Consider the following 17525-nt stretch of genomic DNA (forward strand, 5'->3'; position numbering starts at 1 on the left):
TACATTATTAACATTGTCCGTTATTAACAAAAGATATGAAAAACCATTTCTATCGAAAAAGAAAAAATGCGTAAAATCACATAAACGTTAAATTTTCTCTGTTAAATGCCGCCAATATCGCTTGGGAATATGGCGCACATGAAGCCTGGTATTTTTGCGTGAAGCGATGTTTACGCTGGCAAAATAATTTTTCCAAAGGTTTTGATAAATACCTTCATCCTCACTGTAAGCGGCAATTACATTAACTGGTTTATTTAATTCGGCAAAATCCATTTCAATGAATTGCGTATCATGCAAGTCATAATATAAGCCATAGGCTCTCGTAATATCATAGATCATCCATTTTTGATCAGCGTACCGGCTTTTGAAGTGTTTAATTAACAAGGGCAGTACATTAAAATCAGGTTCGATAGCAGCATAAAAAGTACCATCATTCAGTTTTTGAAACCTGACAAAGGCTTCCATCCTGTGTTTTTCGCGCCGCACCATTTTCAAAATTTCCGACAGGCGCATCACATATTTATTGCCATAGTCTTCTTCGATGTTTTGGTCACTGTCAAAAACATGGCGGATAAAGCCAAGCACATTGCAATCTTCGCCGGCAATTTCGGCCATGTGGCTAATGTAAAGGCGCTGCACCCCGGCTGCGGAAAGCTTTTTACGCAATCCCCTTAATACCCGGCTGGCCCGCGCTTCGTCAGTAACAATGGGAATTACTTCCTCAAACAACGCACTGGTGTGCCACTCCCCCTTCAATAATTTTACAGGATACAGTTTACGCTCGTAAATCTCAAACACAGCAGTAAGCAAGCCCTCAAACGTTCCGTCGTAAATTAGTGTATTCATTGTCAAAACAGGTTAAGTTGGGTTTGCGTATTTTTAATGTACTTACTTTGCGATTGGGCCATAATAAACTGCTTAATGTTTTGGCCCGTCAAATCGCGCCGTTCAAATTCATTGCTTTTGCAGGTAATGAAGTATCGCGCACGGTTAGTGGCCACTCCTATTTTTTTAAGCTGCTCCCAGCCCAGCCTGGCAAACTTTCGTGCAGCCACAATTTTTTGTGCCGATAACAAACCGATACCCGGTACCCGGAGGATCAGTTGCAGATCGGCCTTATTGATATCAATAGGAAAGGCCTGCATATTGCGGATAGCCCAGCTGAGTTTGGGGTCAATATCCAGATCAAGCAATGGATTTTGGTTATTGACGATCTCGTTTACATGAAAACCATAAAAACGCATGAGCCAGTCGGCCTGGTAAAGACGGTTTTCGCGCACCATAGGCACCGCGGTATTAAGGGCGGGTAACCGCTTATCGGCCAGCACAGGTACATAGCCCGAATAGTACACCCGCTTTAAATTAAAATTCTTATAGAAATAATTAGCAGATTGCAGCACCTGCTGATCGCTCTCGGGCGTGGCGCCAACAATTACCTGAGTACTTTGCCCTGCAGGTGCAAACATAGGGGCATTTTTAAAAAGCTTTTTCTCTTCTGTATTCCGGATGATCTCCTGGTTCAAAAAACGCATCGGGTCGATCATGTCCTGCCGGTTTTTATCGGGTGCCAGCAGCTTTAATCCGGCCTCGGTTGGCATTTCTAAATTCACGCTGAGCCTATCTGCATACAACCCGGCTTCGCGCATCAACTCTTCACTTGCACCGGGGATTGATTTTAGGTGGATGTATCCGTTAAAATTATGCTCAATCCGCAGTTTTTTAGCTACGTGCACTAACCGCTCCATGGTATAATCGGCATTTTTAAAAATACCGGAGCTTAAAAACAAGCCTTCAATGTAATTGCGGCGATAAAAGTTAATGGTAAGGTCAACCACTTCCTGCACCGTGAAGGCAGCCCGTTTGATATCATTATTTTTCCGCGACACACAATAAGCGCAATCAAAAATACAATGATTGGTAAGCAGGATCTTCAGCAACGAAACACATCGCCCATCTTCCGTATAGCTATGGCAAATTCCGTTACTGGCATTTCCCAAACCCTTGTCCTTATTTTTCCTGTCACTTCCGCTCGATGCACATGACACATCATATTTAGCCGCATCGGCCAAAATATTAAGCTTTTCCGTTATCCTGTCTACATTCATACCAAATCAAAAATACTAATATTTTTAGCAATCAATAAAAATGCAATTAAATTATCTTACAACCACCGCCTGGTTATTTTGCAAAAAAAAAGACCGCCCCATAACAGGGCGGCCTTCAAACCAAACTAACTACTTTATGAAAACAGTCTTTAATTATTTTACAGCTATTTCTCTCGTTTGAAATTTAGCTTCTTCTCTTTTTGCTACAGTAAGCTTCAGGATACCATCGGCGTAATCTGCTTCAATTTTTGATTGATCAGCACTTTCAGGTAGTGTGAATGACCTTACAAATGAATTGTAGCTATATTCACGTTTGCTGAATTTCTTACCTTCTTCAACATTTTCGGCTTTCTTTTCTGCAGCTACGCTTAATACATTTTTGCCGAGATTGATTTTAAAATCTTCTTTCTTTAAACCAGGCACAGCCAGTTCAACATGAAACTCATTTTCGGTCTCCGCTATGTTAACTGCAGGTACACGGGCAATTAGTTTATCACTTAAAAATGAATCATTGATCAGTGAATCAAATACATCGCTAAAAAATGGGTTAGCTGAAGTGTTTTTAAGGCCGTTGTTAAATTTTACTAATGTCATTTTTATATCCTCCTAAAGTTTTGTTTTTTGTTAACTTCGTAACCTATTGATCAACTGCTGTACCAACAGCAAAATCGCCTAAATCAAACGACAAAAAGTCACTATGAAATATTTTAGGCAGACAAAATGACCGAAAATGACTGAAAAACTTACAGATTATAAATATAAGACCCTTATCCCCATCCGCTTTTCGGATATCGATTCATTTGGACACGTAAACAACGCTGTATATCTTACTTATTTTGAAATAGCCCGGATTGGTTATTGGAAGGAAATTATCAACTGGGACTGGAGCAATACCGGCATTATCCTGGGCCGGTCGGAGATCAACTATCTTAAACCCATTACAGTTCAGGATAATATTGCCTGCTATGTACGTACCATCCGTATAGGTAACAGCAGTTTTGATATGATGCATGTATTGGTAAAAATAACCCCCAATGGCGAAGAAATTGTAACAACCGGCAAAACGGTTTGTATCAGCTACGATTATTCGGCCAATAAATCCGTTTCTATTCCATCTCCCGAAAGGCACAGGATGATCAATTACGACGAACCAAGGTTAATTCTGAATACGAATTGAATTTTTGACGCGCAAATTATAGATGTGCACATTTGCACATCTATAATTTGCGCATATGGAATCTAAAATATCTTCCCGGGGTTCAAAATTCCTTTAGGATCAAACACTTGCTTGATTCCTTTCCACAATGCAAAATGCATTTCCGAATATTTTATCGGCATAAACTCTTTTTGTACCAGGCCAATGCCGTGCTCACCCGACAAGGTGCCGCCAAGCGATACAGTTAATTCAAATATTTCCTGGATACCGGATTTGAGCTTGTTATTCCAGTCTTCATCGCTCATGTTAGCCTTAATGATATTTACATGCAGGTTTCCATCGCCGGCATGGCCGTAACAAACTGATTCAAAGCCATATTTGGTACCCGTTTCTTTTATTCCTTTAATCAGCTGCGGCAGTGCTGCGCGGGGCACAACGGTATCCTCCTCTTTATAAACCGAGTTTGATTTTACCGATACTGCCATGGTACGCCTTAAACGCCAAAGCTCTTCCTTTTGAGCAGTCGAGTCGGCAAACAACACATCACGGCAGTTAAACGCTTCAAGTACTGCATTTATTTTTTCGCAATCGGTAAAAATCACATCCTGGTTAGTACCATCTACTTCAATCAATAAAAACGCTTCAATACCATCCTGCAAATCAAAAGCAATGTCATCATGCTCCTTAACCCACTCCACTCCTCTTCGCTCCATAAACTCCAGCGCAGATGGAATGATCCCTGCCCTGAATATAGCCGAAACAGCTGCGCAAGCCATTTCATTGGTTGGGAACGAGGCAAGCATTAAAGCATCTAAAGTTGGAGCCGGAATAAGCTTCACCACAATTTTGGTAACAATGCCCAGGGTGCCTTCCGAACCGATCATCAATTGGGTTAAATTATAACCTGATGCATATTTAAGCGTATTTGCACCCGTCCAGATGATTTCGCCCGATGTTAAAACAACCTGTAAGTTGAGTACATACTCCCGTATGGTACCGTATTTAACAACCCGCGGCCCGCCTGAACCATGAGATACATTACCTCCAATAAAACAGCTGCCTTTACTGGCTGGGTCAACGGGGTATAACAAACCCTTTACAGCCACCGCGTTCATAAACTCTTCGGTTATAACGCCGGGTTCAACAGTGGCCTGCAGGTTTTGCTCATCAATTTCAAGGATTTTATTAAAACGCTCCATGGCTATCAGCAAACCGCCATTAACCGGCAGGGCGCCACCGCTTAAACCAGTACCAGCTCCGCGCGGTGTTACCGGGATCAGGTTTTCGTTACATATTTTCAACAATGCAGCAACCTCTTCGGGTGTTTGCGGGCGGGCTACAACTTCCGGATAGTAAACCAGGTCTTCGGTTTCGTCATGGCTGTACTTTTCGAGACTTTCGCGGCTGGTTAAAACATTACCGGTGCCAACAATTGCGGTTATAGCCTCTAATATTTGAGCCGATATTTTATTGAATTCCATGATCAGGATTTCTTGTAATTTATAATAACAGCCGAATGCGCTACTTTACCGCTTAATGGCGGAGTAAGCTTTTTAATAGTAACCTCAATGCTTTCAACAAAAGGGTATTTCTTTTTTATACGATCGATAATTGCCTGGCCAACGGTTTCAATCAATTTACGCGGATGTTTCATCTCTTCGCATGTAATAATATACACACGTTCATAGTCAACAGTTTTACTTAGGTTATCTTCCAGCAAATCGCCGGGAGGCACAAAACCAACATTTACATCAACTAAAAAACGGCAACCTATTTTTTGCTCTTCGGGATAAAATCCGTGGTACGCGAAAAACTCCGCGCCCTGTAAGGCTATATTGATCATGGTCAAAAGTAAAAAAAAGCCCTCTCTAAATCTCATTCTCTATAGAAAGACTTTTCAAAATATTTTTATTTCAGCTGATTTCCAGCACATCTAAAAATATTTTCCAATCAAAAACATGCTTTAAACCGTTTAAACCTACTTTTTACCATAAAGTGGCCTCACACATCAAAAAACGGCGTTTTTGGCTTGCTTTTACCGGCGATAAATGCTTTATATTTGCCCACCAACTATAATATTATGGCCAAAACAGATCTGTACGAAGCCCCCGATTATTATTTATTAGATGAGTTACTAACCGATGAGCATAAGCTGATCCGTTCATCAGTTCGCGACTGGGTAAAGAAGGAATTAAGCCCCATTATTGAGGATTACGCTCAAAAAGCCGAGTTCCCTTCGCAGCTGTTAAAAGGACTTGCCGAAATAGGTGCATTTGGGCCTACTATACCGGTGGAATATGGCGGGGCCGGCTTAGATTATACCGCATACGGCATCATCATGCAGGAATTGGAGCGCGGCGATTCGGGCATCCGTTCAACAGCATCTGTTCAGGGCTCGCTGGTGATGTACCCTATTTATGCTTACGGCAGTGAAGCACAGCGTAAGAAATATCTGCCTAAGCTGGCAAGCGGTGAATTAATGGGGTGTTTTGGCCTTACCGAGCCCGATCATGGCTCAAACCCTGGTGGCATGACCACCAACATTAAAGATGCCGGCGATCATTATATCCTTAACGGCGCCAAAATGTGGATCTCCAATTCGCCTTTTGCTGATATTGCAGTTGTTTGGGCTAAGGATGAAGCAGGTAAAATTCGCGGGCTGATAGTTGAGCGCGGCATGGAAGGTTTCACTACACCTACCACCCATAATAAATGGTCGTTAAGGGCATCGGCAACCGGTGAGCTTGTTTTTGATCATGTTAAAATTCCAAAAGAGAACCTGCTGCCCAACGTAGCCGGTATAAAAGGCCCGCTGGGTTGTTTAAACCAGGCCCGTTACGGTATTGCGTGGGGCGCGTTGGGCGCTGCGATGGATTGTTACGACACAGCCCTCCGTTACACCAAAGAACGTGAGCAGTTTGGCCGTCCAATAGCCGGGTTTCAGCTTCAGCAAAAAAAACTGGCCGAAATGATAACCGAAATTACCAAAGGACAGCTATTGGTTTGGCGTTTGGGGGTACTTAAAAATGAGAATAGGGCCACCCCTGCTCAAATATCGATGGCTAAGCGAAACAGCGTTGAAACGGCTATTACTATAGCCCGCGAAGCCCGGCAAATGCTCGGCGGCATGGGCATTACCGGCGAGTACCCCATTATGCGGCACATGATGAACCTTGAATCGGTAATAACTTATGAGGGTACGCATGATATCCACCTGCTTATTACCGGCATGGATGTTACCGGACTCGATGCTTTTAAGTAATAGATAATCAATATACTTTAACTTTTAGCAGCGCAGATGTTATTCATGCGCATAAATATTGTTCATTATAATTATGAGCGTTATATTTGTTGCGTAACCACTTAATGTTGTCAACCCCTGATAGCCCAGTTAGTTTAAACAAACTGCTGGTCAGCCATTTAATTTGGTTGGCTCTGGCTTTTCTATTGATATTTAATTCCTGCACAAACAACATCAATGATACAGGTGGTTATTCCGGTCAATTTAAAACAGTATTTGATACGGTAAACCTTTATAATGGCGAACGGTCTCAACCGCACAAAGGAATTCAGTATCTTGATTCAGCTTACAGAACTATAAAAAATCCGTTTGTAAGCGACAGGTTCCGTTTTTATGCTTTCCATTTTCTCTACAATTTAAAAGGACTGCATGACGCTAAAAAAGCCATTTTGTATGCCGATACGATGCGGGTTGTGGCTACCGAAAGTGTTACTCCTGATCAGCACATTAAATTAACTGCCGAAGCCGATTTTGCTACCGGGGATGCTTATTCGGCCCTCGTACGGCACGATCAGGCTTACAGGTATTTTTACAAGGGCTACTCTATCGGCAAAAATGCCATTGACGATGCTATCCTGGCCGAATATACGTACCGGATGGGTATGATCATGTTTAAACAGGGGCATTTCAGGGAAGCCGCCAGTTATTTTAAGATCAGTCACAGGCAAAGCTATGCTTATACTGATGATTTTCGTGCTTTTTACCAGCGGCAGGAGCTTTTGGATAATATTGGCGAGAGCTATAAAAACAGTGGTGACATTGACAGCTCAAGCTTTTATTTAAATAAAGCGCTTGTTTATATCAATGAAAACAGTACAAGATTTGCCGAAAGGGCAAATCTGCTTGAAGTTGCAAGAGGCGTAGTATATGGTAACCAGGGCGATCTGGCTTTACTAACCCATAATTATAACCAGGCATACGAATTACTGAAAAAAAGTATCGCCATTAATTTAAAACAAGGTTATGACAACCGCGATGCAGAACTTACCGAAATAAAACTTGCCCGCTTATATTTGATTACCAATAAACCAAACGACCTTTTTAAACTACTGAAAAGCCTGCGCGGCCAGCTCGATACCATCAAAAATGATGATGCTGAAACCAACTGGAATGATTTAATGAGCGTTTATTATCTGCAAAAAAAAGATTACCAGAATAGCTTGTTGTATTTGAAAAACTATTCGGCATTAAAAGATTCGGCAACAAAAAGAACTTCATCGTTAAAACGGACGGATATTAATCAGCAACAGGCCAATTTTGATAAAGAGAATCAGATAGAAGATCTTAAAGGCCATAATAAGCTGCAATTGATATACATTTACCTTGCTGTGCTTTTTTCAGTGATGGCAGTCATTATTATCTTCCTTGTTTTTCGTAACCTTAAAAGGTCAAAACAAGACATCATATCAATAAAAAAGCTAAATGACCAAATTAAGCTGCAAAAAACCGAGTTAGAAAACACGCTTGACGAAGTAAACCGCGGGAGCCGGGAAAAGGACCGGATTTTGCGGGCTGTAGCCCATGACCTCCGCAACCCGCTCGGAGGAATAGCATCATTATCTACAGCAATGGCTGACGATGCACGCGATGAAGAACAAACAGACCTGATCAACCTTATTAAAGAAACTTCCTATAATTCCCTCGAACTTATCAATGAAATTTTAGAGGCGGCAAATACTGCCAACATGACTTTTAATAAAGAATGGGTTGAAATTAACAGCCTTATTAATAAAAGTGTTGACCTGCTGCGGTTTAAAGCAGCCGAAAAAGACCAGGATATCATGTTGAGCTTGTTGGATGCCCCTACTGAAATATTGATAAACAGGGAAAAAATATGGCGGGTTATCAGTAATCTTATCAGTAACGCCATAAAGTTTAGCCCCAAAGGCGCTGTTATTTATGTAATTGTAAACCAAAAACATCAAGGCGTTGAAATATGTGTTAAAGACTATGGCATAGGTATTCCTGATAAATTGCAGCAACAGGTGTTTAATATGTTCACCGAAGCTAAACGGCCCGGCACCGACGGCGAAAAATCATTTGGCCTCGGGCTTTCCATTTGCCGGCAAATAGTTGAAAAACATAGCGGCAGGATCTGGCTAAAAAGTGAATCAAACAATGGTTCAAGTTTTTACGTATATCTTCCGGCCCAGGCATCATAAGTATATCAGTTATTCTAAATCCATTTATTTTTAAACAGATAAAAAAGATTTCATTATAAATAAACAATTAAAAATATTAGTAAAATAACATGGCCATTTTTATTTTTTATAGATTACCATTGTTTTACAGCCAACTCTAAACCCCGCATAATTTAATATTGATGTTTATATACAAAAGCTTTGGGCAAATATGGCTATCCGATAAAATACGCGGTTGTTTGTTTTTTGCTTGCTTTTTGCTGATAACCACTTCATGCCGGCAACATTCAAAGGGTTTTCTTTCATCTTCAGCCTATAATAAAGCTGTTGACACCGCAACCATAATGTATGATAACGGGCATCATAAAGCGGCAGTAAGTTACCTTGATTCAGCCTTCCGTCATTCAAACAACCTTAGCTTTAAACAGGTTTATAATTACTATTATTTTATCTATAACTATGCTTCGCATATAAAAAACGATCGTAAAATGGCTTTGCTTTATGCCGATAGTATGCTCAATATTTTCGACACACCTGAGAAAAAGCTAAAATTCACCAGTGAGTACGGACAGGCCCATCTTGCTAAAGGAGATGTGTTGTTTGATGAGCATCGTTACAACGAAGCCTACGGTTATTTTTATGAAGGGAAAGTAATTGCCAATAATAATCTTGACGATTGCACCATGGGTGATTATAGCTACCGCATGGGCATGATCCTGTACAAACAGGAACATTACAGCCGGGCCACAGCGTATTTTAAAAAAAGCTTTGATGAAACCAGCTCATGCGAAGGGAACTTCAATTATTTTTATCGCCGGCAGGAATTATTAAACAACATAGGCTTAAGCTACAGCAAAATGCTAATGAATGATAGTGCTATGTATTTTTACAACCAGGCTCTTGACTACATTAACCATAATGCCGTAAGGTTTAAAGACCGCCCCCAGATGGCCGAAGTATCTAAAGGCGTTGTATACGGCAATATGGCTGATATAAGTATCAGGCAAAAGGATTACAACAAGGCTAAAGACCTGCTTAGAAAAAGCATAGCTATCAATCTGCGTAAAGGAAACGATAATAACGACGCGCAATACTCCGAATTAAAACTTGCATCTATATATAACCGGCAAAACGTAAATGATTCGTTATTAAACCTCCTCAATATTATCAGGCTCCAGTTTGACAGTATTAAAAGCCCCGAAGCGAAGCAGGACTGGCAATTATTGATGTCAAATTATTTTGAGAAGCAAAATGATCATCAGCAGGCCATGATGCATTATAAGCAATATGATGAGCTTAAGGATACTATTACAAATGAAAACAAAAAACTGAAAGAGGCCGACGTTGCTGAACAGGTAAAAAGCCTTGAAAAAGATAATGAGTTTAACAACCTTAAGAAAAACAATGAATTACAGCACGTTTACCTGAGGGTTACCATTGTTTTTGCCCTGATGCTCATCATTATTATTTCCCTGGTATTTTTAAACTGGCAAAAATCAAAAAAGAACATTAAAACGCTTGGAAGCCTTAACAGCCAGATAAACCATCAAAACCACCATCTTGAAAACGCCCTCCGTGATTTAAAACTCAATAACCAGGAAAAAGACCGCATTTTACGCACTGTGGCACATGATCTGCGTAACCCGATAGGCGGAATAGCTTCGCTTACCAGCGTAATGACAGAGGAAAATTACAGCGACGAACAAAAAGAGCTGCTAAATATTATCCGGGAAACTTCATTTAACTCTATTGAACTGATCAATGAAATACTGGAAGCTACTGAATCTGCTTCGGCTATATTACACAAGGAAGCAGTTGAAGTTAATTCTTTATTGAGCAATAGTGTTGAACTGATGCGTTTTAAGGCCGCTGAAAAACAGCAAATTATCAATATCTTCCTGTTAAATTCATCGCTCGAAATTTGCATTAGCCGTGAAAAAATATGGCGGGTGATCAGCAATCTCATCAGTAATGCCATTAAATTCAGTCCGGAAGGATCGGCTATTTTAGTTATGGCCATTGAGCTGGAAAACGAAATCCAGGTTTCTGTAAAAGATCATGGCATCGGGATCCCCGAAAAGTTAAAAAACCAGGTATTTAACATGTTTACAGATGCCAAACGCCCCGGAACTGCTGGCGAAAAATCATTTGGTCTTGGCCTTTCTATCTGTAAGCAGATCATTGAAGATCATAACGGCAGGATCTGGTTTGAGAGCGATACTGAAAATGGCACGTCCTTTAATTTCACGCTGCCTAAAAACTAACAGCTTATTTCAGAAATTCAGCATACCACCTGCCGGATGCTTTAACCGTGCGCTGCTGGGTTGCATGATCAACATGGATCAGTCCAAAACGCGGATGATAACCTTCGGCCCATTCAAAATTATCGGTAAGTGTCCATACAAAATAGCCCTTAACTTTACAGCCTTCATTTTTTGCTTTTAACACCTGTGCAATGTAATCCTTTAAGTATTTTAACCTTTTAGGATCATTTACTTCGCCATCGGTAAGCTCGTCAGGAAAAGCTGATCCATTTTCGGTAACGATGATCTTTTTAACATTAGGATAGGCATCATATTTTTTGATCATATGATAAATAGAAGGCGGGTAAACCTCCCAGCGCATAGCTGTAAGGTCAACGCCCCTGTTTTCGGCTTTGACCATACTTGCATTGATATAGGGCGTAAAAAATGAATATTTTACAATTTCGCGGGTGTAATTCTGTATGCCGATAAAATCAAAATCAAAACTTAGCTTATCCTCATCGCCAGGGTAAAAATACTTTTTGAGGTCTTTAAGTGCGGGAAGATCTTTTATCGGGTAACCCATCCCCAGCAAAGGTTCAATATATAAACGATTGATCAGCGCATCGGCGCGAACGGCGGCGGCTATATCCCTTGGCTTATCTGTATAAGGCTCTATTTGCGAACACGAAAATGTGGTACCAATTTGCGCCGTTGAAGGCAGTAATTTTCGCAGGATCCTGCCACCTTCAGCAATACTCATGGTAACGTGATGTATGGCGGGTACAAAGTTTTTCATACCACTACGGCCCGGCGCATGGATGCCAAAAAAATAACCCGCGCCTGTAAAAACTACGGGCTCATTCATCACCATCCAATGCTTTACCCTATCGCCAAAGCTTTGAGCACAAATAGTGATAAACTCGCTAAACCAGTTTATTGCTTCGCGATTTGTCCAGCCGCCTTTAACTTCAAGCACATGCGGAAGGTCCCAGTGATAAACGGTTAACCAGGGTTCAATGCCTTGTTTAATACAGTAGTTAATTACCCGGTTATAATAATCAATGCCGGCCTGGTTAATTTTGCCGGTGCCTTCGGGCAAGATACGGGTCCAGGATATAGAAAAACGAAAATTGGGGATATTAAGTTCTTTGATGAGGTCGATATCGTGCTCATATAAATTGTAAAAATCGCAAGCGGTTTGTGCGTGGTCGCCATTCAGGATCTTTCCTTTTTTTGTGGTAAAAGTGTCCCACACAGATAGTCCTTTTCCATCGGCATCATGAGATCCTTCTACCTGAAAAGCAGCAGTTGAAACGCCCCATTCAAAGTCGTTACCAAAAAGATCTTTGCTTAAATTTATTTCCCGGTCAGTAAGTTCCATTAATTTGAGCTACAAAAGCCCAAAAGTGCAATTATATTTATAAATGAAAAATTATAAGTGATAACTTAATGTATGAACGATGAACGCATACTTTTAAGCATCATCCACTGACGGAAGTTGATGAGCAGTCTTGAGATATTGATAATAAATTTCATAACCTTATGTGTTTTAGCTATAAAATAAAGGTAACAAGCAGATGTTTGCTGAATGTGACAACTATGTTATTTAATTGTTAACCAGCATTTTTACTAATATACAAAATTGCTTTAATACATTAGCCATAATTTACGAACACTATGAAAACATACTTTTTGAAAATGTTTAATTATAACCTTTATGCCAATCAGCAGCTGGTTCAGGCTATAGAAACAGGCGGTTCGCCGGCAATGGCCCTCAAACTGATGGGCCACTTACTCGCTGCCGAACAGGCCTGGCTTGAAAGGTGTAAGCTGATCCCCTCTTCCATGCCAAACTCATGGCCCGACAATGTTACAATTGAGCAATGTAAAAAACAGGTACTTGAGCATTATCAAACATGGGTTACATTTTTAAACGGAATCGATGAGAAAGATCTGGATAAGATAATTCCTTATCATAGCTTTACCGGCGACTATTTTGAAAACCAACTTGGCGATATTATTACGCAGGTACTTAACCATGGTACACATACCAGGGCCCAAATTGGGCAGCAGCTAAAGTTTGCAGGTACAAAAACTTTACCTGTTACAGACTATAGTTATTACTTAAGAGTGTTAAACAGCTAAACATTTAGCATATTTGCCAAGTTTTATCACGCATCAAAAACCATGAAAAAACATCTATTCGCAGCCGCGGGCATTGCCTTATTATTAGGTTGCACCGACACTAAAAAACAGGAAAAAGATCTTCTAAACCAGGTAATTGCCGTACATGATAAAGTAATGGCCAATGACGAGCAATTGATGAAAAATAAGATGCTGCTGGATAGTCTGATAAAACAGAACGCTCCCAATATCAATAAAGATAGCGCGCAGGTTTATTTAAAACTGGTTGATGATGCTGATAATGCGATGAGCGACTGGATGCATAAATTTGATGCGGAAAACAAGGGCAAATCCCACCAGGAAATTATGGATTACCTCGAAGCCCAGAAAAAACTCATCAGTAAAATAGATACACAGATAACCGTAGCTGTAGCCGGTTCAACTAAATATATAACCCAAATACCGGCAAAATAATGAAGAACCTGTGGATAGGCATTATCATATTAACGCTTTTTAATGCCTGCAAATCAAATACGAAGACTGCCTTGCCAATATTGGGATATAAAACACCGGTAACTAAAACGATTGATGGCAAAACTATAGCCGATACGGAATATGCAACCATTCCGCCTTTTAAGTTTGTAAACCAATACGCCGATACAATTACCCAGAAAAACCTGGATGGTAAAATTTACGTGGCCGACTTTTTTTTCACCACCTGCCCTTCCATTTGCCCGGTGATGCACCGAAATATGCTTAATGTATATAAAGAGTTTAAAGCTGATGATAACTTCAGGATCATTTCACACACCATCGATCCAAAATATGATACCGTACCTGTATTAAAACGTTACGCTGATAAATTGGGGATTGCAGGCAATACATGGTGGTTACTGCATGGTGAAAAAGGCGATACATATAAAATTGCCAAAAGCTATCTGCAAAGCGTATCCGAAAAAAATCCCAAGGGCGAATACATCCATGATGGCTTTTTTATTTTGATAGATAAGCAAAAACGTATTCGCGGTACTTATGAGGGCACAGACCCGGCAGAGGTAACTAAACTTATTGCCGATATCAAAACCCTGAAAGCCGAACCTGACCAAATTGCTGCTAAATGAAGATAAGGGTAATAGGTGCTTTAGCTATTTTGTTGATTATAATTGGCGCATCATGCCAAAGCGATGATCAAATTGAGTTTAAGCGCTATTACTCGGGCGGGAGCCTTGTTTACCAGCAGCATTGTCAAAATTGCCATGGCGATAAAGGACAAGGTTTGTCGGCGCTTATTCCTCCATTAACAGATTCAATTTATTTGAAAAGTAATAGGAGAAAACTTGCCTGCTTTATCAAGAATGGCCTTAAAGGCAAAATTACAGTAGCAGGCCGCACTTTCGACGACGAAATGCAGGCTGATGATATCTCTCCTATAGAAATCGCCAAAGTGCTCACCTACGTTGCCAATTCCTTCGGTAATAAAATGGGAACTGTTACATTGCAAGAGGTTCAGAATGATTTGAAGAATTGTAAATAGATTTTGGTTCATAATCATAGTTGATGGTTCATGGCAAACAACTATTTAGTTAATGTTGATTTAATATGATCTATGAATACTATCCTACTATGATCCATGAACTATCAACCATGAACCACAAAAATATTCCCTATCTTTATCGCCGCAAAACGTTCTATCGCTGCCAGCTTGTTTGGCGGAGGAAAGTCCGGGCAACACAGAGCATCCTGCTTCCTAACGGGAAGGCGCCGGCAGCCGGCGACAGCAAAGTGCCACAGAGAAAATACCGCCCGCTTCGGTGGGTAAGGGTGAAAACGTGAGGTAAGAGCTCACGGCATAACCGGGCGACCGGATATGACGGTAAACCTCAGGAGTTGAAAAACCAAATAGGTCCTGAAAGCGGAGTTGCTCGCTCCCGTATTAGCCTCAGGGTTAATCGTTAGGATGGGTAGGTTGTTTAAACCTGTTAGTGATAACAGGGCCAGATAAATGATAGAAGTTGCCCTTTAACAAGGCAAAACAGAACCCGGCTTATAGGTTTGCTGCTGTATAACCCCTTGCTGCAAAGCGGGGGGTTTCTTTATTTACATCACTTTATTTTTAATAAATTTTACAACCTTGCAAACATTTATCCGCCTTAAACCTTATAGCACATTAAAAAGTGTTTGTTTTTCTATACAAACCCATATATTAGCAAACAACAATTACATATCGGTACATAATTACAAAACATGGCTAAAATTTTAATAATTGATGATGAACGGTCTATTCGTAATACGCTTCGCGAGATTTTAGAGTATGAAGATTACGAGGTTGAAGATGTAGATAACGGGGTTGACGGCCTTCAGTTAATTGAAAAAAAAGACTATGACCTGGTACTGTGCGACATTAAAATGAACCGCATGGACGGTATGGAGGTACTTACAGAAGGCCTCGCTATTAAACCTGATCTTCCGTTTATCATGATATCTGGCCACGGCACAGTTGAAACTGCTGTTGAGGCCAGCAAAAAAGGTGCGTTTGACTTTATTTCAAAACCACCTGACCTAAACCGCCTGCTCATTACCGTTCGTAATGCGCTTGACAGGGGAAGCCTTGTTGTTGAGGCAAAGGTACTTAAACGTAAAGTATCAAAAGTACGCTCCATTTTAGGCGAATCGCAGGCTATCCTCAAAATAAAAGAAACTATTGACCGGGTGGCCCCAACCGACGCCCGGGTGCTGGTTACAGGAGCTAATGGTAGCGGCAAGGAGTTGGTTGCACGCTGGCTGCACGAAAAATCAAACCGCTCGGCCGCGCCTATTATTGAGGTGAACTGCGCTGCTATTCCATCAGAATTAATTGAGAGCGAACTATTTGGCCACGAAAAAGGCTCATTTACATCGGCCATCAAACAACGTATTGGAAAGTTCGAATCAGCCAATGGAGGAACGCTGTTCCTGGATGAGATAGGTGACATGAGCCAATCGGCCCAGGCCAAGGTTTTGCGCGCTTTACAGGAAAATAAGATAACCCGCGTGGGCGGCGAAAAGGAAATTGATGTTGATGTACGTGTAGTAGCGGCAACCAACAAGGACCTGCTTAAAGAAATTGAAGCCGGTAATTTCCGTATGGACTTGTACCACCGCCTAAGCGTAATATTGATCCACGTACCACCGCTTATTGAGCGTAAAGACGATATCCCCTTGTTAACTCAAAGCTTTTTGGATGAAATCTGCAACGAATACGGCATGCCGGTTAAAAAGATTTCTGATGCCGCCCTTGAGGCGCTTAAAGCCCTGCCATGGACCGGTAACATCCGTGAGCTCCGCAACATGGTTGAGCGTCTGATCATCCTGAGCGATAAAGTTATTACTGATAACGATGTGAGGGCATTTGCAAATCCTTCGGCTCCGGCTGCCATTACTGCCGGTGGTGCTGCCCCCGCCCCTCAAACAGATTTTGATCAGTTCAATAACTTCCAGGAATATAAAGACTTTGCCGAACGGGAGTATATCAAATTTAAACTGGAGAAAAATAACTGGAACGTTTCAAAAACTGCAGATGATATCGACATTCAGCGGAGTCACCTATACAGTAAAATTGAAAAATTTGGCCTTAAACGCGGCGAATAACATAAACTTTTTAAATTATTTAAAAAAGCATCGGCAAATATGATAGCCGATGCTTTTTTTATGTTATTATTGTATATCAATAACCTTTATTAACACCATGAAAACCTATTACTTAGCATCTTTTTTATTGCTTGCCTTATGCTCATGCGGCAACCCGCCGAAGTCAGCTACAGAAACAACCGAACCAACCGGTAAGCTTGACGGAACCTGGCACCTGATATCAAGCAAAAGCATTATGAAGGGCGATACCACAGTAACCACCCCTCCTAAAGACCAGGAAATGTTTAAAATGTTTAACGCCACTAACTTCGCCTTCTTCACACATGACCTGGTACACGGCAAAACAGCCAAACCGGTTTATTCATCGGGCGCGGGCACTTATATTCTATCCGGCGATGATTATACCGAGCACCTGGCTTATTGCGATGCCCGCGATTGGGAAAACAGGGATTTCAAATTTAAACTCACTATGAAAAATGACACCCTAATTCAAAAAGGAATCGAAAAGATAGACAGCCTTAAGGTTGACCACGAGATCATTGAAACTTACGTAAGGGTGAAATAAACCTTAAAACTTATATTTTTAAAGCCTGGCATGGTCCGGGCTTTTTATTTGCACTGTTTCGCTGAACCGGCCTAACAGCATTTCATCTTTGCAATAGCAATAAATCGTAACCCCTACGTTAAACTATTCGTTAAAACCTGAATTATCCCTATTTATAATACGTCAAATTTTATTGGAAAGGCTTCGCAAAAAGTTAATTGGGTTGCTATATGTAATCGATGAAATTTATAGAAAAAGTCTTTTTATCAGTCCTGATTTTA

16 protein-coding genes and 1 other RNA gene are annotated in these 17525 nt (G+C 40.9%); 11 read left to right on the top strand and 6 right to left on the bottom strand.

The genetic code is table 11. The features are described from left to right. Positions 1-87: 87 nt before the first annotated feature. From SNE26_RS10455 to SNE26_RS10465, 3 genes are all read right to left on the bottom strand, one after another. The gene (locus SNE26_RS10455) at positions 88-846 is read right to left on the bottom strand and encodes a TIGR03915 family putative DNA repair protein (protein ID WP_321559306.1); all 759 of its coding nucleotides are present in this window, start codon (positions 844-846) and stop codon (positions 88-90) included. Between the two features lie 2 nt (positions 847-848). After that, a complete protein-coding gene (locus tag SNE26_RS10460; protein ID WP_321559307.1) occupies positions 849-2105 on the bottom strand; it encodes a putative DNA modification/repair radical SAM protein in 1257 nt (418 codons plus the stop codon). A 153-nt stretch (positions 2106-2258) separates the two neighbouring features. Beyond that, complete coding sequence (locus SNE26_RS10465) at positions 2259-2699, bottom strand: Hsp20/alpha crystallin family protein (protein ID WP_321559308.1); 441 nt, start codon at positions 2697-2699, stop codon at positions 2259-2261. A gap of 136 nt (positions 2700-2835) precedes the next feature. Between SNE26_RS10465 and SNE26_RS10470 the strand changes: the two genes are divergently transcribed. Beyond that, the gene (locus tag SNE26_RS10470) at positions 2836-3282 is read left to right on the top strand and encodes a thioesterase family protein (RefSeq protein WP_321559309.1); all 447 of its coding nucleotides are present in this window, start codon (positions 2836-2838) and stop codon (positions 3280-3282) included. A gap of 62 nt (positions 3283-3344) precedes the next feature. Here SNE26_RS10470 and SNE26_RS10475 read toward each other — a convergent pair whose 3' ends face one another. Both SNE26_RS10475 and folB read right to left on the bottom strand, forming a co-directional pair. Continuing rightward, complete coding sequence (locus tag SNE26_RS10475; RefSeq protein ID WP_321559310.1) at positions 3345-4742, bottom strand: FAD-linked oxidase C-terminal domain-containing protein; 1398 nt, start codon at positions 4740-4742, stop codon at positions 3345-3347. A gap of 2 nt (positions 4743-4744) precedes the next feature. Further along, a complete protein-coding gene (folB, locus tag SNE26_RS10480) occupies positions 4745-5104 on the bottom strand; it encodes a dihydroneopterin aldolase (protein ID WP_176627766.1) in 360 nt (119 codons plus the stop codon). Between the two features lie 237 nt (positions 5105-5341). On the opposite strand from folB, the gene SNE26_RS10485 reads away from it, so the two are divergent. The 3 genes from SNE26_RS10485 to SNE26_RS10495 all read left to right on the top strand — a co-directional run bounded on the left by SNE26_RS10485 (position 5342) and on the right by SNE26_RS10495 (position 10967). Next, positions 5342-6523, top strand: coding sequence for an acyl-CoA dehydrogenase family protein (locus tag SNE26_RS10485; protein WP_321559311.1), 1182 nt, complete (start codon positions 5342-5344; stop codon positions 6521-6523). 185 nt (positions 6524-6708) lie between these two features. After that, a complete protein-coding gene (locus tag SNE26_RS10490; protein ID WP_321559312.1) occupies positions 6709-8724 on the top strand; it encodes a HAMP domain-containing sensor histidine kinase in 2016 nt (671 codons plus the stop codon). A 161-nt stretch (positions 8725-8885) separates the two neighbouring features. Continuing rightward, positions 8886-10967, top strand: a complete 2082-nt coding sequence (locus SNE26_RS10495; RefSeq protein WP_321559313.1) for a HAMP domain-containing sensor histidine kinase — start codon at positions 8886-8888, stop codon at positions 10965-10967. A gap of 4 nt (positions 10968-10971) precedes the next feature. Here SNE26_RS10495 and SNE26_RS10500 read toward each other — a convergent pair whose 3' ends face one another. Beyond that, a complete protein-coding gene (locus SNE26_RS10500) occupies positions 10972-12330 on the bottom strand; it encodes a GH1 family beta-glucosidase (protein ID WP_321559314.1) in 1359 nt (452 codons plus the stop codon). A gap of 296 nt (positions 12331-12626) precedes the next feature. Here SNE26_RS10500 and SNE26_RS10505 point away from each other — a divergent pair, with 296 nt between their 5' ends. The 7 genes from SNE26_RS10505 to SNE26_RS10535 all read left to right on the top strand — a co-directional run bounded on the left by SNE26_RS10505 (position 12627) and on the right by SNE26_RS10535 (position 17265). Next, positions 12627-13094, top strand: a complete 468-nt coding sequence (locus SNE26_RS10505) for a DinB family protein (RefSeq protein WP_321559315.1) — start codon at positions 12627-12629, stop codon at positions 13092-13094. 42 nt (positions 13095-13136) lie between these two features. Further along, a complete protein-coding gene (locus SNE26_RS10510; RefSeq protein WP_321559316.1) occupies positions 13137-13547 on the top strand; it encodes a hypothetical protein in 411 nt (136 codons plus the stop codon). Further along, positions 13547-14194, top strand: coding sequence for an SCO family protein (locus tag SNE26_RS10515; protein WP_321559317.1), 648 nt, complete (start codon positions 13547-13549; stop codon positions 14192-14194). Before SNE26_RS10510 ends, SNE26_RS10515 begins: the two co-directional genes overlap by 1 nt. Continuing rightward, on the top strand, positions 14191-14607 hold the full coding sequence (locus SNE26_RS10520) for a cytochrome c (protein ID WP_321559318.1): 417 nt from the start codon (positions 14191-14193) through the stop codon (positions 14605-14607). Before SNE26_RS10515 ends, SNE26_RS10520 begins: the two co-directional genes overlap by 4 nt. 141 nt (positions 14608-14748) lie before the next feature. After that, positions 14749-15136: RNase P RNA component class A (gene rnpB / locus SNE26_RS10525), an RNA gene on the top strand. Between the two features lie 181 nt (positions 15137-15317). Continuing rightward, positions 15318-16700, top strand: coding sequence for a sigma-54 dependent transcriptional regulator (locus SNE26_RS10530; RefSeq protein WP_321559319.1), 1383 nt, complete (start codon positions 15318-15320; stop codon positions 16698-16700). Positions 16701-16797: 97 nt separating this feature from the next. Then, entirely contained in the window at positions 16798-17265 is a 468-nt protein-coding gene (locus tag SNE26_RS10535) for a hypothetical protein (RefSeq protein WP_321559320.1), read from the top strand. The last annotated feature ends 260 nt before the right edge of the window (positions 17266-17525 follow it).

Origin of the sequence: Mucilaginibacter sp. cycad4 (genome assembly GCF_034263275.1) — a bacterium.
Lineage (GTDB): Bacteria > Bacteroidota > Bacteroidia > Sphingobacteriales > Sphingobacteriaceae > Mucilaginibacter.

Bases quoted from the DNA above. Each gene is read 5' to 3' on its own strand.
- SNE26_RS10475 (WP_321559310.1), bottom strand. From the start codon at position 4,742: ATGGAATTCAATAAAATATCGGCTCAAATATTAGAGGCTATAACCGCA.
- SNE26_RS10500 (WP_321559314.1), bottom strand. From the start codon at position 12,330: ATGGAACTTACTGACCGGGAAATAAATTTAAGCAAAGATCTTTTTGGT.
- folB (WP_176627766.1), bottom strand. From the start codon at position 5,104: ATGATCAATATAGCCTTACAGGGCGCGGAGTTTTTCGCGTACCACGGA.
- SNE26_RS10460 (WP_321559307.1), bottom strand. From the start codon at position 2,105: ATGAATGTAGACAGGATAACGGAAAAGCTTAATATTTTGGCCGATGCG.
- SNE26_RS10470 (WP_321559309.1), top strand. From the start codon at position 2,836: ATGACTGAAAAACTTACAGATTATAAATATAAGACCCTTATCCCCATC.
- SNE26_RS10495 (WP_321559313.1), top strand. From the start codon at position 8,886: ATGTTTATATACAAAAGCTTTGGGCAAATATGGCTATCCGATAAAATA.
- SNE26_RS10485 (WP_321559311.1), top strand. From the start codon at position 5,342: ATGGCCAAAACAGATCTGTACGAAGCCCCCGATTATTATTTATTAGAT.
- SNE26_RS10530 (WP_321559319.1), top strand. From the start codon at position 15,318: ATGGCTAAAATTTTAATAATTGATGATGAACGGTCTATTCGTAATACG.
- SNE26_RS10455 (WP_321559306.1), bottom strand. From the start codon at position 846: ATGAATACACTAATTTACGACGGAACGTTTGAGGGCTTGCTTACTGCT.
- SNE26_RS10520 (WP_321559318.1), top strand. From the start codon at position 14,191: ATGAAGATAAGGGTAATAGGTGCTTTAGCTATTTTGTTGATTATAATT.
- SNE26_RS10505 (WP_321559315.1), top strand. From the start codon at position 12,627: ATGAAAACATACTTTTTGAAAATGTTTAATTATAACCTTTATGCCAAT.
- SNE26_RS10510 (WP_321559316.1), top strand. From the start codon at position 13,137: ATGAAAAAACATCTATTCGCAGCCGCGGGCATTGCCTTATTATTAGGT.
- SNE26_RS10515 (WP_321559317.1), top strand. From the start codon at position 13,547: ATGAAGAACCTGTGGATAGGCATTATCATATTAACGCTTTTTAATGCC.
- SNE26_RS10465 (WP_321559308.1), bottom strand. From the start codon at position 2,699: ATGACATTAGTAAAATTTAACAACGGCCTTAAAAACACTTCAGCTAAC.
- SNE26_RS10535 (WP_321559320.1), top strand. From the start codon at position 16,798: ATGAAAACCTATTACTTAGCATCTTTTTTATTGCTTGCCTTATGCTCA.